A 16,467-nucleotide genomic window follows, 5' to 3' on the forward strand; every position below is an offset into this window, starting at 1 on the left:
CCGCCTAACCTCTTCACCAAAAAACGATAAACGGGCATTTTTGCTTTCACCAGGATGGACAGTTTGACGCACTTTTTTGCCCGCTATCTCACTGCGCAGAATACGCTGTGGGGCGACCTGTTACTGCGGTTTTTCGCGGTGATATTTTGCTCGTTCCTGCTTTCTGCCTGCGGCACGCTGTCGCAAACCTCTGCGCCGGTAGGTGATCGGGTTTATCTCATGCATGACACCTTTCATGAAAACGTTGATGACATCGTGCGTCATTACATGCAGGAGAAACAGGTTTCTGGCATCAGCATTGCGATTATCCATCGCGGCGGGCCGGCGCAATTTTATTCTTTTGGCGTTACGGATGATCTGCACCGTTATCCGATCACCCCTGATACGCTGTTTGCGCTGGGATCGCTAAGTAAAGGCGTGACGGCAGAAGTCATTATCCAATTGGTCAATCAGGGCCAGCTACATTGGAATGACACGCTAAAAGCGTTGTTGCCAGATAGTGTGAAGCTAAGCGCAGATGCACAGCGAATTACGCTGTTGCAGCTGGTAACACACACGTCTGGCTTACCGCGTCAGGATATGGATTTGCCGATGCTGCGCCAGTTTATGCGCTATCTGGGGAACGGTGAAAACTTCTATGGCAGCCTTGATAGCGATGCATTGCTGGAATATCTGGCGGATTTCTCCGCACCCGCAGTGCAGGTGCCGCACTACTCCAATCTCGGTTATGCGCTGCTTGGCTACATCCTGCAGCACCGTTTTCACCAGGATATTCAGACGCTGGCATCAAACCTGATATTCACCCCGCTACAGATGAGCCAAAGCAGCTTCAAGCCAGAACAACTTGCTGCTTATCCCTGGCGTGCGCTGGGCCACGCAGGCGATCAGCCCAAATTTATTGCCCGCGGTACGCTGACGCCGGATTGGCATTTCAAAGGTAACATGGTGGCGGCGGCCAGCCTTTATAGCAACGCACGCGATCTGATTACTTATTTGCAGGCGCATTTAGCGGCAACGGATAATCCCGCCTTAAATCAGGCTTTCGAGGCGGTAAATCACCTTTGGTATCAGTATGGTACTCAGGCACAAAATATCGCCTGGGTAACCGATGAGCTGGACGGCCAAAAAATTACTTATCAGGTGGGTTATATTGGCGGTTATTCCAGTTTTATTGGCTACGATAAACGTAACGGGAATGCCATTGTGGTATTACAGAATGCGTTTAACTGGAGCAATTATCTGGGCATTGCCTTGCTGGTGGATTTGGCCGCTAAAGCGCGAGTTAATCAGCGCTAGCCGGAGAATAGCGTCGCGTTTCCTTACACTTAGCTGAAAAGTGCAGGGAACTGAGTTGCTGTACAGAATGTCTATCTCTTGGTCTACTGTTACTCATACTAATTCAACGTGGAAATCATTATGCGCAGGACTCACATCGCTTTTCTTTCAGTAGGATTACTGTTTGGCTCATTGAGCCTTGTTACCGCTGCTCAAGCCGCCAATGAAGGCACTGACACCGTGCCGCCGCCGCCGCAAATTCAGCAGGCCGATCCCAACGCGCAGCCAGATGCTAATGCCGCGCAGCCAGATACCACAACACCACAGCCACAAGCACCGTCTTCACAATCTAATGATGGCATTACGCCGACTACGCCAGCGCAGCCTGATGCGAATGCGCCAACCGGCACGCCAAACTACGATCTCACCACCATCATTATCGATTACAAAGAGTACAAAGTGGGCGATACCGTGCCGCAGCAGTACACCGAAAAAACGTACACTATCACTGAATGGCAAAAACGTAATCTGCCTGCGCCACAAGAAAATACCCATTGGGCTTACATCAACGCCAACTACATTTTGATTACCAATGACACCGGTAAAATTGTTATGGGTAAATCAGGCGATATTTTCTTCCGTGGATAAATAAAAGAGCCGGTCGAGATGACCGGCTCTTTTGTTAGCCAAAGCGCTCGGCGCGGAAAGCGGCCAGCATAGGATGCTTCTCTCCGGTAACAATCTCATCCGCCAGCAGTTCTCCAACGATCAATGCCAACGTTGCGCCCGAATGGGTAAACGCCACAAAACAGCCCGGCACTTTCTCCAGCTCACCCAACACGGGATCGCCATCGCCTGGGATCGGTTTTAATCCCAGCTTCCAGCTTTCCGCCTTCAGTGGTGTGCCAGCGCGCAGCAGCTTGCTGGCTTCCTGCGCCAGTTGTGCCACTACGCTTTCTTCGATCTGATAAGTGCCATCCGCTTGCAGTTTGATGTCGTTTTCATACCAGTCATGATCCAGCGCGTAACGCTTGCCGGGATTGGGCCGCACCGCCGCGCGCGGGGTATTCAGCACTGTTTTTAGCGGTTGATCGCTTGCCTCTGTAATCACCAACATGGAAACCGGCGATCCGTTGGGAAGGGTGACACCCAGCGGCGCGACCACATCTGGCGTCCAGGGACCGCAGGCAACCAGCACGGCATCCGCCGCTATTTCGCCTTTATCATAGCGGATTCCTTTCGCGCGACCTTGTTCGGCAATGACACTGGCTTTGCCGGCGTGCTCAATAATTTCACCGCCCAGCGCACGAAACTGCCCAGACAGATGCGCGATCAAATGCGGCAAGCTGACCCAACCTTCGCCGGGATTAAAAATCGCTTCCTCTGCCATCGCTTGCGGATCGACACCTTTATCGACCTGTGCCACGGTAGCGGGCGTAATCAAATGCGAATCGTAGCCGTGCGCTTTTTCGTAAGCGTGGCGCGCCTGTGTTCCCGCCACATCGTTGGCAGGCCAGCAAAGGCCGCCATCAAAACGCAGCCAGTCACGTGTAGGATCGGCAGCAAACAGCGTACGATAGCGATCAATACCCGCCATACGCAGGGCGTGGTAAGGCTTCGATCGTTCACCTGCGGAGTTTAGCCACGACAGCGAACGTCCCGAAGCCCCAGAACACAACGCGGCTTCTGTTAACAAGGTGACTTTCGCACCGCGCTTTGTCAGTTCTAACGCACTAGAAACCCCTAATACACCGCCACCCAGCACCAAGACGTGCATGTCGTTTTTTACCGCCATTGTTAAGTTCCTTACGTTTAAAAGTGGGGAAGGATTACAGCACTTCCGAAAGAAAACGTTGCAGACGCGGCGATTGCGGCGCGTCAAAAATAGCGCTGGGCGAACCGGCTTCGACAATCTCACCTTCGTCCATAAACACCACCTGATCGGCAACCTTGCGCGCAAAGCCCATCTCATGTGTGACCACCACCATCGTCATGCCGCGGCGACATAAATCAGCCATCAATGTCAGCACGCCTTTCACCAATTCGGGATCAAGCGCCGAGGTCGCTTCATCAAACAGCATGACTTCAGGATCCATCGCTAACGCACGGGCAATCGCTACACGCTGCTGTTGTCCGCCAGAGAGATCGCGGGGGTGTTGATCGGCGCGCGGGCCTAATCCCACTTCCTCCAGCCGCTGGCGGGCAATCGCAAACGCCTGCGCTTTCGGCAGCCCTTTGACTTTCCACGGTGCCAGCGCCACGTTTTCCAGCGCGCTGTGATCCGGGAACAGATTGAAGTGCTGAAAAACCATGCCGATGCGCAGCCTTAACGCGTCGGGCTTGTCACGCAGCACCGATCGATCCGCCAGAAATACATCGCCCGACTTGGGTTCATGCAGCCGGTTGATTCCTCGCAGCAGCGTCGATTTACCCGAGCCGGATGGTCCAATAATGCAGGTGGTGGTGCCAGGCGCGATCTTCAGCGAGACACCGCGCAGGACGTCGATCGGCCCGTAAGCCAGTGTGAGGTCACGCAATTCCAGGCTGGCGCCATGCCAGTTGGCCTGAGCAGGCTGCTCGGCGAGACGTGTTTGGCTCATCATTGCCCCCGATCGCTGATTAATGGATTGGTCGCCAGTGTGTTATTGGGCAGCTTTTGCACTTCGTCCACCTCTTTTAACCCACTTTGCGGTGCGCTAAGACGGCGGCGGCCGGTGCGATAGCGCACATCGACATAGTTCACCATGTGGGTAAGCGGCACGGTAATCACCAGATAAAACAGGCCAGCCAGCATCAGCGGTGAAAGGTTGCCGGTGAGTACTGCTGCATCCTGGCCCACGCGGAACAGCTCGCGCTGGTTGGTCATCAAACCCAGCAGATAAACCAGTGACGAATCTTTAATGATGGCAATGAACTGGTTCACGATAGCGGGCAGCACGCGGCGAATCCCTTGTGGGATCACGACCAGTCGCATCGCGCGTCCATAACTCATGCCCAGTGCACGACAGGCTTCCATTTGGCCGCGCTCAACGCTTTGAATACCGGAACGGAAAATTTCACCCATATAAGCGCTGGCAATCAGGCTGAGCGCAAAAATGCCAAGCGGGTAGGGCGTAGGGCCAAACAGCTGATAGCTGAAACGCGCCAGGCCTTGACCAATCAGCAGAATGGTCAGAATGGAGGGCAGGCCGCGAAACAGATCGGTGTAAAGACGAGCGGGTATACGCAGCCAGCGTGAGGGCGAAATGCCCATCAGCGCCAGCAGCAAGCCAAACAGCGTGCCGAGCAGCGTAGCGGCAAGCGAGATGATCAACGTGTTCACCAGGCCCGTCGCCAGCAGTTGCGGCAGCACCTCCATCATCGAAGGAAAATCGAAAAAGGTGCGAGAAAGAATTGTGAAAAGATCCATCGCCATTCTCCAGTCAGTACGGATGAGGTTGGCGCAAAACGCTAAGCGTCTGCGTTAAGACTGGCCGTCGGGTAGATATTGTTTTGGCATTGGCGAGCCAGGGAACCATTTCTGGTAAAGCTGTTTCCAGGTGCCATCCTGCATCGCGGCTTTGATGGCCTTATCCAGCGCGGCTTTGAATTCAGGTTTACCTTTGGCGATGGCGACGCCAGCGGGCGCATCAAACGAGGGAATGTCGGCGGCAGAAACCAGTTTGAAGCGATCGGCATAGCTTTTGGCCGCTTCGTAATCAAGGAATACGGCATCAAGCGTGCCGTTGTTCAGCGCAGAGATTGCGGCGTTGTTATCGGGAAAACGCACCAGATCGCTTTGGGTGAAATGCTGTGCCGCGTAGTTTTCCTGCAAAGTGCCTTGAATCACACCCAGACGGCGTTTAGCTAACGTCTCCACGTTCTTTACGCCGCTGTCGCTGCGGGTAAGCACCGTAAGATAACCGGCAAGATATCCGGTCGAGAAATCCACGGTTTTTTCCCGTGCCGGCGTAATGCCGATAGCCGCTACCGCCGCATCATATTGCCCGTTAGCCACGGCTGGCATGATTGCCGAGAAGTCCTGACCAATAAAATCGACGTTATCGATCCCCATGCGATGGGCCACGTTTTTGAAGAATTCGACGTCGAAGCCGGTGAACTGACCGCTGGCGTCGGTGAAGGTGTAAGGCTTGGAATCCCCCACGCTGGCAACACGCAGATGGCCGGGTTCAATCAAGCCGTAAGGATTGGCGGTTGACGCCGCCAGCGTGCTGAACGAAAGCGAACACAGGGCGATGGAGGTGCAGAGCAGTTTGCTCAGAGTCATTTGCGATTTCATAGCTCATCCGTTTTGCAGGTTAAACATCAGAGACAGTTGAGCCGGAAATTTATTTTTGAGACCGGTCTCAACATAAGTGACACCTTGATGACGTTGTCATTGTGAGACCGGTCTCAAGGGGTTAGAATGAGTTTAAGCACAGCCTTTTTTCAACGTCAATCTTCCTGTCATCAACTTGTGATTCGAAATAATTATGACCAACCTGAAATCGCGTTCAAAAGCACCAACCGTGGCTGATGTGGCACGGGCAGCAAATGTTTCAAAAGCGCAGGCAGCGCGGGCGCTTGGCGGTTATGGCGCGGTCAGTGATGAGGTTCAGGATCGTGTCAACAGCGCGGCGTCGCAGTTAGGGTATCGGCCCAATGAATTGGCGCGCAGCATGAATACCGGGCGCTCCAACACCATTGGCGTGATTGTGGGTGATATCGAAAACCCGCATTTTGGTCTGGCGCTGCGCGGCATGGCCGATGTTGCGCGTCTGGCGGGCTTCCATCTGCTGTTGAGCAACAGCGATGAAAAATCGCTGGCCGAGCAGGAAGCGGTTCGCGTGATGCTGGAAAAGCAGGTGGACGGCATTATTGTTGCGCCTAGCTGTTCGGACCAGCAGAAGAACAGCCATTTAATGCAGGTTCTGGCAGAAGGCCGGGCACTTAAATTGTTTGATCGTGCTGTCATTGGTTTAGATATTGAAGCGATTTGCTGCGAATTTACCGGTGTTGCTCGACAAGCAACACAGCAGTTGATCAGCGTTGGACATCAGCAAATAGCCTACGTCACCAGTATGGAACTGGATCGGGACTATCAGGAATCGGCTGATTTCGGTTTAACACCGGTGGCGCAGCGTGTGGGCGGCATGATGCAGGCGTTTGCTGAAGCGGAATTGCCGTTTGATCCGGGATTGGTGCAGGTGAATGCGCAGGATGAAAAGCAGATTGCGCGTATCGTTGATGCATTATGGCAGCGACCACAGCCGCCCAGCGCACTGATTGCGTCTGACAGCGTGGTAGCGATGTGGCTGCTGCGAGAAATCACGCGGCGCGGGCTGCGTATCCCACAGGATGTTTCCTTCATGATGTACGATAACTTCCCGTGGAGCGAAGTGGTGACACCGCCGCTGACGGTGGTGGCGCAACCGGTGTATGAAATGGGACGCGAAGCGGCACGGCGCTTGATTGCTGAGATTCGCGGCGAATCGCCCGGACCGATGCCACGCTTTGAGGCAGAATTAATGGTGCGGCAATCCATTGCCGCGCCAAAGCTTAATAACTCGATTTAGTCGCTGACGGGGTGCCGCTTTTGAAATGCGCTAAGCGACTGTCCAGCGCCGAGGTGTAGAGCATGGTATCGACGCCGACGGCGACAAAATTCGCACCCCAGCTGATTGCCCGCTCCGCCATCGCAATATTCACCGCCAGAAAGCCTGCGGCTTTACCGGCACGACGTATGCGCCTGATGCTTTGCTCAATGAGCATTTGCACCTCGGGATGATCGGCATTATCGGGATGACCCAGTGACGCCGACAAATCCGCTGGACCGATAAAGATGCCATCAACGCCTTCTACTTCGAGCAGAGCGTCCAGATTCTCAATTGCCGTTTTGCTCTCAGCCTGAATCAGCAGGCAGAGCTCATCATTGGCACGCGCCATGTAATTCTCCACCCGGCCCCAGCGCGCCGCACGTGCAACGCCGGCTCCTACGCCGCGCGTACCCAGCGGCGGGTAACGCGTAGCCGCGACCAGCGCGCGCGCCTGCTCGGCGGTGTCGATCATTGGTACCAGCAAGGTGCGCGCCCCAATATCTAAAACCTGTTTGATCAGCGCGGTTTGAAACTCCACCGGGCGAATCACCGGTTGGCTGCGATAGGGCGCAATTGCCTGGAGCTGATGATAAAGGTCCTGCACGGTATTGGGCGCGTGCTCACCATCCACTAATAACCAGTCATAACCGCTGGTGGCAGCGATCTCAGCCAGATAAGACGACGTGCTGCTGAGCCATAAACCAATCTGCGTTTCACCCCTGGCCAGCCCGGCTTTAAAGGGATTGTGTAATGGATCCTGCATGTTGCCTCCTGTATTAATGACTTGCCTGCTGAGGTTGCGGCGCGCTGCGTCCGACCTTCAGGCTGAGAATAAGCATTGAACCTATTGCCGCGATCAGCGCCAACGCCAGCAATCCGGCGCTGCTGCTGCTGAACGCTATTTCCGCATTTACGCGAATCAGCGGGGCGAGGAAGCCGCCCACGGCACCAAACAGGTTGACGAAGCCGATACCTGCTGCCAGTGCGGTACCCGATAACAATTGGGTTGGCATGGTCCAGAACACCGGCTGTACGGCGATAAAACCCACCGCCGCTACGCTAAGCGCAATCATCGCCAGCAGCGGCGAAACCAGACCTGAAATGCCAATGCCCAATGCCGCGGCCAGCAAGGTAAAGGCCGCGACGCGACGCCGCTCGCCGCTGCGGTCGGAATAACGGGGAATCAGCCAGGTACCGAACAATGCGGCGATCCACGGAATTGCCGCAACCAGTGAAGCTGTAAAGCCCACTTTGGTGCCAAGCAGGGCGGCGACCTGAGAAGGCAGAAAGAAGATCAATCCATATACTGCGATCTGGATGGTCATGTAGATGATGGCCAGCTGCCAAACGCGGCCATTACGTAGCGCATCGCGCAGGTGCGCCGTGGGTTTTTGCTGCTCTTCAGTGATGAGTTGCTGCTGCAAAGCTTGTTTTTCGGCTGTGCTTAGAAAGCGTGCTTCGGCAGGCGTGTTGTCGAGATAACCGAAGGTGAAAATACCCGCCGCGACCGCCAGCAAACCTTCAATGATAAACATCCAGAACCAGCCGGGATGGCCGAGGAAACCGTGCATTTCAAGCAGCGCACCGGAGAGCGGCGACCCCAGCGTTAAAGCCAGCGGCGCTCCCATGTAAAATAATCCCATCACGCTGGCGCGCTGTTGTTGTGGAAACCACTGTGACGTCAGATAGATCATGCCTGGAAAGAAGCCCGCTTCTGCTGCGCCAAGCAAGGTACGCACCAGCAGAAATTTTGCTTCGGTATCGGCAAAAGCCATCGACGCAGAGAGAAAGCCCCACAGTAAGGTGGTGCCGCCAATCCAACTGCGCGCGCCAAAGCGGCGCATCAGCAAATTAGCGGGCACGCCAAGCAGCGCGTAAATCACAAAGAAAATACCGGCCCCTAAAGCGTAGGCTTCGTTGCTCAGGCCGGTATCCAGCTGGTACGCCTCTTTAGCAAAGCCGATATTGGCGCGATCGAGAAACGCCAACACGTAGAGCATCAACATGAACGGAATGAGGCGGGCGCGATTTTTCTTCACTGCGCTTTTCAACGCACTTTGCACCGGTGTATTCATCGGAATGATCCTCATGAACCCGGCTGCGATCGCCGATCGCAGCCGAAGCTATTAATGATGGTAAGGGCGCTTCAGGCCATCGCGGTTCAGCTCAACGCCGAAACCGGGTTTATCCAGCGCAGATTTATGCAACCGACCGTTTTCAGGGACGGGTTCGTTGATCAGCAGAGGATCGAACTGCGGACGCAGCGTGCTGCAATCGGGGCTGGTCATCAGGAATTCACTGAACGGGCTATTGGTAAACGTGATGACGGCATGATGCGAATAGACTGACGATCCGTGTGGCACCACCAGCTGTCCACGCGATTTAGCCAGCGCGGCGACTTCAACCAGCGTGGTCAAGCCACCACACCAGCCAACATCAGGCTGCAAAATATCGATGCCGGTGTCCGCTAGCGTGCGGAACGATTGCAGCGTGCCGTGATGTTCACCGCTGGTAATCAGCATGCCTGGCGGTGCCTGGCGTTTAAGCTGCGCGTAGCCTTCAAACTGCTGCGGCGGTAAACACTCTTCCAGCCATTTAACGTTGTAGGGCGCGCAGGCGTGCGCCAGTTTGGTGGCGAAATTGACGTCCTGACTCATCCAGCAATCCAGCATTAGCCAGAAATCAGGACCGCAGCTTTCGCGATAGTGGGCGATGCGTGCAACCTCTTTGCGAATGCCTTCGTCGCCGTCGTGCGGTCCCCATTGCACCGCCATTTTCCCGCCGATGAACCCCATTTTTTGCGCCAGATCGGGACGTGCGCCGGTCGCGTAAAATTGCAACTCATCACGCACCGCGCCGCCGAGCAACTGATAAACCGGCAGATTGGTGACGTTGCCAAACAGATCCCACAGCGCTAAATCCACGCAGGAAATCGTATTCATCACCACACCGCCGGAACCGGCGTAGTACATCGTCGCGTTCATCATCTGATCGTGGATCAGTTTAATGTCGCTGACGCAGCGTCCTTCAATGAAGCGATTCAGGTGATTTTCGACAATGAAACAGCCCATTTCACCGCCAGTGGTGATCGCAAAACCGGTTTGACCATTCTCCGCTTCCACTTCCACCACTAACGTACCGAGCACATTGATGCCAAACGACTGGCGTGACTGCTCATACTGTTTGTATTTGCTCATTGGCGTGGCGACATGATCGTCAATCCAGTGGTTAGCACCCTGATCGTGATAATCGCCGCCAGCCGCAGCTTTCTCAGCCGTTGCTCCGCCAACAAAATAAGCGCGAACCGTTTTTATTTTAGGTAGGGACATAATGTTCTCCGAGTTATGAGGCGTGTTTTTCCGCTGGGCTGCGCCAGCCCAGCAAACGAGAAATATCGCGAGCGCAGGCAATAGCCAGGCCCGCGAGGTAATCGCGCTTGTCGTCGTCAATCTCTAAACGCGTACCGACTAACGAAATCGCGGCGACCAACTGCTGACGGGCGTCAAAAATCGGCGCAGCAACGCAGCGCACATCAGGAAAATCTTCACCATTATCAAAGCTCCAACCCTGACGGCGAATGCGAGCCAGTTCGGTATACAAGGCATCTGCGCTGCGTAAGGAGGTGGGCGTAACGGCAACAAAGCGCAGCGATTCAATGATGCGCGCCTGCTCTTCGGCCGGTTGCCAGGCCAGCAAGCACTTGCCAATACCGGAGCGATACAGCGACAGGCTTTTTCCTTCGTGCGAACGCACGCTGATGGTGGCGGCAGATTCAAGTTTGAGGATGTAACAGGCGTGACCGCTATCAATGATGCCGAGATGGCACAGCAGGTTGGTTTCCTGCATTAAACGCGTCAGGCGCGGACGGGCAATATCGCGAATATCCATGTGCTCAAGCGCATGACCCGCAAACTCCACCAGCCGCGTCCACAAACAGTAATGATCGTTACGATCAACCGTGATCAAGCGCTGTTTTTTGAGTTCAGCAAACAACAGATAAGCGCTGCTTTTTGGCAGCGCCAATGCCTCAATGATCTCGGCAGCGCTGCATGGCCCGTGTTGCGCAATAAAGTTGAGAATAGCGATGGCGCGCGTAAGCGCCGGAACAGGCGTCACTTCCAACATACTGGACTCCAGTCTAAGGATCTGGAGAGCAGTGTTGTGTTTTCGTTAATGGAGAAATGTGAGCTATTTCAAATTCATCGCGCCAGACCGCTTTGGGCAAACAATGGCGTACAAGAATGTGAGACGTGCCGCGTTGCCAGTACAGTTGGCTGTACTCAGCGCAGTAAACGGCCCACTTGCTGCGCACCTGCAACGATCTGCGTGTCGCTGGTATTGCCGTAGCCCAATACCAATCCCTGTTGTTTGGGATCAGCAAGATAAAACGTCGAGAGCGCAGCCGGGGCAAAACCTGCCTGCCAGAGTGCAGCGGCCAGCGCCACATCATCTTGATTTTCTTGAAGCTGTAGGACTAAATGCATGCCGCTGTCGCCACCCAACAACACAACGTTTTCGCCCAGTATGCGTTGCAATTCGGTGCGCAATTTGGCCTGACGTTGACGATACAACCGGCGCATTTTGCTTAAATGACGGCTGAAGTCGCCACATGTTATAAAGCGCGCTAACGCCTGCTGTTCCAGCCGATTGCCGCCCCGCAGTAATTCGTGCAACGCAGGCCGGATGCGTGAAAGCAGATGTGCGGGTAGCACCATAAAACCGAGCCGCAAAGCAGGAAACAATGTTTTGCTGAACGAGCCGAGATAAATTACCGGGGCGCGCTCTCTCATGCCTTGCATGGCAGCAATCGGCTCGCCGCGATGGTGATAATCGCCATCGTAATCATCCTCGATAATCCATGCCTGATGCTGTTGCGCAGCAGCAATCAGCGCCAAACGTCGTGCCGCACTCATCACCACACCGAGCGGATATTGATGCGTTGGCGATGTGTAAATCAGCCGTGGCGGAACGTTTTGCCAGTGACGCTCCTCTGGCGCGAGACCTTGTGCATCAACGGCAATCGGGATGACATTAAGGTCACCAGCATGCATCGCGGCTTTGGCACCGCGATAACCCGGATCTTCAACCCAGCCGGTTTCACCGGGATTAGTCAGTAGCGTGACGCAGAGCGATAAAGCCTGCTGCGCGCCTTCGGTGATCACAATCTGCTCCGCCGTGCAGCGCACGCCACGCGTCATACTCAGATGCTGCGCTAAAGCCTCACGCAGCGCGCTTTCTCCAAGCGGATCGCCATAACCCAGCAGGCGGTGCGGCGTTTGGCTTAGCACGCGGTTTAACGCTCGACGCCATGCAGGAAATGGAAAATGGCTTAACGCTGGCACGCCCGCTCGCAGCGGGTATTCTTCGCTGTTGATGCGATGGCTGGAATGCAACGATGTCAGGCGATTGGCCAACGGCAAAGAAGCGGGCAGGTCAGCGGAGTTGAGTATGTGAGGCGATACCATGGGGCTAACGCGGCTGCCTTGCCGATCGCTCAGCACATAACCTTCTGCCTGCAAATGTGTCCAGACATTGATCACCGTATTACGCGAAACTTGCAGCTCGTTGGCCAGTTGGCGTGTGGCCGGTAATCGGGTGCCAGCAGGAAGCTGACCACTGAGAATAGCCTGTTTAATCCGCTGATAAAGCTGTTGCTGCAGCGTGACATCTTTAGCCGTGAGGGGAGCAAACAGCAACGAGGAAATATAAGACGACAACAGGCGCTCCGTGGATCCATCATTTTCCACCATTGTGGCGCTTTTTAAGCGACCAGCAAAGTGGCAATCTGCTTTCATCATCTCAATCGGGAGGCAGCATGTCACAGCATACGAATCAATATGGTCAACCCGTTGGCCAGTCTTTGGACTGGCAGGAACGGCCTTATCCGCAGCGTGAAATTTTTATCGGTCAATCATGTCGTCTTGAGCCGTTTAGCGTGGCAAAGCATGCCGATGCGCTGTTTGAAGCCTATTCGCTGGCCGAAGATGGCCGCGACTGGACATACATGTTTGTCGGCCCATTTACCCATAAGCAGGCTTGGCTGGAGAGTGCAGCGCAGATGGAAAGCAGCCGCGATCCGCTGCATTTCACGGTGATTGACCTGCAAACGGAAAGGGCAGTCGGCAGCCTGGCGCTGATGCGCATCGAGCCTCAGCATGGCGTAATTGAAGTGGGCCATGTCGCGTTTTCACCGTTATTAAAGCAGACGCGAATGGCGACCGAAGCGCATTACCTATTGATGCACTATGCCTTTGAGCAGCTCGGTTATCGTCGTTATGAATGGAAATGCGACAGCTGCAACGCCCCTTCACGCCGTGCGGCGGCGCGGTTGGGATTCCGCTATGAAGGGGAATTCCGTCAGGCGATTGTTTACAAAGGCCGCACGCGTGACACCTGCTGGTTCTCAATCATTGACGGCGAATGGCCGCAGGTGAAAATCGGCTTTGAACGCTGGTTGCATAGCGAAAACTTTACGCCGCAAGGAGAGCAGCGCGAGAAGCTGGAGGCGCTGCGCCGTTAATGAGCATCTTCACGGAACGTCATGCCGTCAGGTAAAAATGTACGTCATGGCCATCACCAGGGTGGTGGCCATGACCATCAGTAACCGTTTTACCCAACGTCTACCGTTTTTCAGCCCAGCGACATCGACATTCAGCTGCGGCACATCAATTTTGCGTTGTGCCCAAAATGCGGAAGTTTAAGGTTAACCCTGCGGCACTATTTTGATATCCACCATACCGATGCCTAACTTACGTGGATCCTGGCCGGTGATATTGCCGATGTTACTCAATTGCGGTTCCGGTGGCACAATAATCAAATTATGGCTGCCGTTGGGATTATCAAAATGCAGCGTGGTGGTGGAGAATTCTTCACCTAAGGTCAGCAGCTGCTGCTGATCGCCGACACGCACGGGAATAGGACGATGTACGTTTGGGCCAAAGGCGCGTGCGGTGATCACCAGATCAAACTTCTGCGGCAGTGGATCGACATACTCAATTTTCACTTCCGGCGCGAGATTGGCATTCGACCAGCGTCCCCAGCTTTCCGGGCGCGAGATACCGCTAAAGCTTTTTACGCTGTTAGGTGCACCCGGTACGGTTAATAAAAAGCGATCGGCCTGATAGCGAATATCATTATCCAGCACGCGAATCTGCGCGAGGTTACGTTGATATTGTGCATCGCTGGTGGTGCTTGCTGGAAATTGCACTTTGCTCTTCCACTGCGGTTTATCAATCCGCGTCACGGTGGGTTGACCGCCCATTTGCCCCATCGCCAGACAATAATCGGTGGAGAGTGCCAGTTCGGGTTTCCATAAACGCGCCATTTTAAAGCAGCGATCGACCCAAACAAATTTATCCGTTGAGACAAAATCGGCCAGCTGATAACGCAGCGGTGCTGAATATTCCCCTTCTGGCATCGGCTCAACGTGCTTATCGTTTACGCGAAACAGAATCGGTAATTTGAAGGTGGTACCGGAAAAGCTGAAAGAGTTTTTCGCTGTATCAATGGTGAAACTGTCCATTTTCTTAGGGAAATTCCACAGTTGAATGATATCGGGCTTCCAGCTCAGTACTTTGCTCTTCAAATCATCAAACTGGGTTGAAAGAGAGATAGAAGAAAGGTTGCTGCGACCCAAACCGATAGCGTTATCTCCGCCCAATATATCCAGCAGCGTCGCGCCGTTATCCATGGTGCTGCGTTTAGTCTCGATCACTTCAGCTTGCGGTTGGTCGCCGCGAATAATCATGTAGAGGTCACGGCGCGGTTGTTTTACCAAATATTGATGCGCGGTGTTGTTCATCGCCAGATGATCAGATGTCACCACAATCACCGTATTTTTGAACCAGGGTGACGCTTTGATGCGTTCAATCAGGCGCGCTACATGTTCTTGTGAACAGGCAACGGCACTGAAAGATTGGTTGGGTTTCCCGTCAAAGCTGTAGCTCTTGCGTTGGCAGCTACGCGAAATAAATCCGTCGGGATGATGTGTGTCTACCGTCAGCGTAAACAGCGCGAAGCGTTTCTGTTGACGTGATAGCTCTTCATATTTCTCAAACACTTCATCCATCACCGTGTCATCGTAATATCCCCAGTTATTACGATAAGTGGGATCGGCAACGCGGCTTTTAAGTTCTTGCGAACCATACATATTGGCAGGGCTAAAACCGTGGGATGTCAGGAAAACATCTTTACCGGCAAAGCGTAGATCTGCGCCCTGAATAAACCAGTTTTCGTAGCCGGAATTTTTCAGGATGTCGCCCAGGCAAACGTTTTGCGGATAAAAGCTGGAAAGCGAAGCTGACGCGTTACCGTCGAAAGGCGCGAACAGCGGAATGCCGCATTGCGATGAAACCATGCCTGCGATGGTGTAATCGGTGCCAGGCAGCTGTTCGGTATTGCTGAAGTCGATGCTCTGTTCTTTTTCACGGCTGAGTTCTGGTGCCAGCCCCGGAAAAGCCTGCTCATCAAAATAGGTGCGCTCCAAACTTTCACCGTAGATATAGACCACATTGAGTTTAGGATGGTCGATACGGTTTTTAGGCACTTTATAAAAGTTTTCAAAATCTGAATTCGCTTGCTGGGTATGGGAAGCGATCAGCGAAGCGACCTGACGAAAAGCGGGCGTGGTTTGCACAGAACCCACAGCGCAGATAAAGGCCAATAGGCTCCAGCCGAAGTTGTGGGGACGCGCACGACGACGCAGCAGCCACGACAACAGGCAAAAGAGTGAAAACAGCACAATAATCAGCCCGATAGCGGGCACGACATATTTGCTGATACCGGCGCCGGTCAGGCTGTTGGTCAGCGTATAGAGCACCGCATCATTGATGCCGTCGCCGGTAAAATAGTTGCTGGCATAAAGGGTGGCGTTGAGCACCACAAACAGAACAAGCAATAACAGGACAACAATGAACCAAAATTTATTTCGCCCGGCTTTAGTGGAATAAATTGCAATAGCGGCCAGAAACAACACGACTGACACTAATTCGGACAACGTCAATTCCTCTCTTCAGGTGAGTACGCAGCGCCTTGCGCAATCGGTCATTTTCATAATAGTTTTTTCGACAATCTATCTTGGCTGTCACACGGCTGCAACACATCCGATCAGAATTGTGGAGTGGAAGAGGAAATGGTTTAACGGCGGTTTAAAGTTGATGTGATTTGCACTGACGGCGATCACAAAACACCGTCAGTGAGGCGCTGGAAGAGGTTACAGTTTACCGGTCAGATATTGCGCTTCGCCGTCCGCGAAACTCCAGTCGCCTTTGTCGTTGGTGATAAAGCTGATCATTAAATCATTGCCCTGCACACCGCAGTTTTCACGCAGTTCACGTGCCAGCTCCGCCATAAACAGCTGTTTCTGTTCGCGGCTACGCGGACTGGTATAGACGCGCACCATCACCAGATTGTCACTGCGGTTGAAACCTAAACCGGTATCCTGAAAAACCATCTGATAGCGCTTATTTTCCTGAACAATCTGATAACGATCGCGCTCGGGTACGTTAAAAGCGGTCAATACGGCACGATGAGCAGCGTCTAACAATGTGCGTAATTCTGACTCAGAACGACCTTGAATAACATCGAATTGCAGCAAAGGCATGGCGGTTCCCCTGTT

General features: G+C 53.9%; 15 protein-coding genes. 4 read left to right on the forward strand and 11 right to left on the reverse strand.

Annotated elements, in window-relative coordinates; genetic code table 11:
* The first annotated feature begins 105 nt into the window (after positions 1–105).
* Positions 106–1,296 (forward strand): serine hydrolase domain-containing protein, encoded by a 1,191-nt coding sequence (locus SC127_RS12685; protein WP_442955752.1) that lies wholly within the window; start codon positions 106–108, stop codon positions 1,294–1,296.
* 120 nt (positions 1,297–1,416) lie between these two features.
* A complete protein-coding gene (locus SC127_RS12690) occupies positions 1,417–1,923 on the forward strand; it encodes an RcnB family protein (RefSeq protein WP_332626750.1) in 507 nt (168 codons plus the stop codon).
* A 34-nt stretch (positions 1,924–1,957) separates the two neighbouring features.
* Here SC127_RS12690 and SC127_RS12695 read toward each other — a convergent pair whose 3' ends face one another.
* Genes SC127_RS12695 through SC127_RS12710 form a run of 4 tightly spaced genes read right to left on the reverse strand, consistent with a single transcriptional unit; the run spans position 1,958 to position 5,554 of the window.
* Complete coding sequence (locus tag SC127_RS12695; RefSeq protein WP_215847721.1) at positions 1,958–3,070, reverse strand: NAD(P)/FAD-dependent oxidoreductase; 1,113 nt, start codon at positions 3,068–3,070, stop codon at positions 1,958–1,960.
* A gap of 34 nt (positions 3,071–3,104) precedes the next feature.
* Positions 3,105–3,878, reverse strand: a complete 774-nt coding sequence (locus SC127_RS12700) for an amino acid ABC transporter ATP-binding protein (RefSeq protein ID WP_332626753.1) — start codon at positions 3,876–3,878, stop codon at positions 3,105–3,107.
* A complete protein-coding gene (locus tag SC127_RS12705) occupies positions 3,875–4,684 on the reverse strand; it encodes an amino acid ABC transporter permease (protein ID WP_215847720.1) in 810 nt (269 codons plus the stop codon). Before SC127_RS12705 ends, SC127_RS12700 begins: the two co-directional genes overlap by 4 nt.
* Positions 4,685–4,738: 54 nt before the next feature.
* Positions 4,739–5,554: an ABC transporter substrate-binding protein gene (locus SC127_RS12710; protein ID WP_332626756.1), complete on the reverse strand. Its 816-nt coding sequence runs from the start codon at positions 5,552–5,554 to the stop codon at positions 4,739–4,741.
* A gap of 193 nt (positions 5,555–5,747) precedes the next feature.
* On the opposite strand from SC127_RS12710, the gene SC127_RS12715 reads away from it, so the two are divergent.
* On the forward strand, positions 5,748–6,830 hold the full coding sequence (locus tag SC127_RS12715) for a LacI family DNA-binding transcriptional regulator (RefSeq protein WP_332626757.1): 1,083 nt from the start codon (positions 5,748–5,750) through the stop codon (positions 6,828–6,830).
* Here the strand turns inward: SC127_RS12715 and yfaU are convergent.
* The 5 genes from yfaU to pdxR form a co-directional block, all read right to left on the reverse strand.
* Complete coding sequence (gene yfaU, locus SC127_RS12720) at positions 6,814–7,614, reverse strand: 2-keto-3-deoxy-L-rhamnonate aldolase (RefSeq protein WP_215847718.1); 801 nt, start codon at positions 7,612–7,614, stop codon at positions 6,814–6,816. The two genes, SC127_RS12715 and yfaU, sit on opposite strands and share 17 nt — an antisense overlap.
* 13 nt (positions 7,615–7,627) lie before the next feature.
* Positions 7,628–8,926, reverse strand: a complete 1,299-nt coding sequence (locus SC127_RS12725; RefSeq protein WP_215847717.1) for an MFS transporter — start codon at positions 8,924–8,926, stop codon at positions 7,628–7,630.
* A gap of 51 nt (positions 8,927–8,977) precedes the next feature.
* The gene (gene rhmD / locus SC127_RS12730; RefSeq protein ID WP_215847716.1) at positions 8,978–10,180 is read right to left on the reverse strand and encodes an L-rhamnonate dehydratase; all 1,203 of its coding nucleotides are present in this window, start codon (positions 10,178–10,180) and stop codon (positions 8,978–8,980) included.
* A gap of 13 nt (positions 10,181–10,193) precedes the next feature.
* Positions 10,194–10,976, reverse strand: coding sequence for an IclR family transcriptional regulator (locus SC127_RS12735; RefSeq protein ID WP_243078656.1), 783 nt, complete (start codon positions 10,974–10,976; stop codon positions 10,194–10,196).
* 155 nt (positions 10,977–11,131) lie between these two features.
* Positions 11,132–12,568: a MocR-like pyridoxine biosynthesis transcription factor PdxR gene (pdxR, locus tag SC127_RS12740; protein WP_332626758.1), complete on the reverse strand. Its 1,437-nt coding sequence runs from the start codon at positions 12,566–12,568 to the stop codon at positions 11,132–11,134.
* Positions 12,569–12,666: 98 nt separating this feature from the next.
* Here pdxR and SC127_RS12745 point away from each other — a divergent pair, with 98 nt between their 5' ends.
* Positions 12,667–13,371: a GNAT family N-acetyltransferase gene (locus tag SC127_RS12745; RefSeq protein ID WP_332626759.1), complete on the forward strand. Its 705-nt coding sequence runs from the start codon at positions 12,667–12,669 to the stop codon at positions 13,369–13,371.
* 183 nt (positions 13,372–13,554) lie between these two features.
* Here SC127_RS12745 and opgB read toward each other — a convergent pair whose 3' ends face one another.
* Positions 13,555–15,846 (reverse strand): phosphatidylglycerol--membrane-oligosaccharide glycerophosphotransferase, encoded by a 2,292-nt coding sequence (gene opgB / locus SC127_RS12750; RefSeq protein WP_215847713.1) that lies wholly within the window; start codon positions 15,844–15,846, stop codon positions 13,555–13,557.
* A 216-nt stretch (positions 15,847–16,062) separates the two neighbouring features.
* Positions 16,063–16,452, reverse strand: coding sequence for a tautomerase family protein (locus tag SC127_RS12755; protein ID WP_215847712.1), 390 nt, complete (start codon positions 16,450–16,452; stop codon positions 16,063–16,065).
* Positions 16,453–16,467: the final 15 nt, after the last annotated feature.

The sequence above is a fragment of the Pantoea sp. T14 genome (genome assembly GCF_036663535.1).
Lineage (GTDB): Bacteria > Pseudomonadota > Gammaproteobacteria > Enterobacterales > Enterobacteriaceae > Pantoea > Pantoea phytostimulans.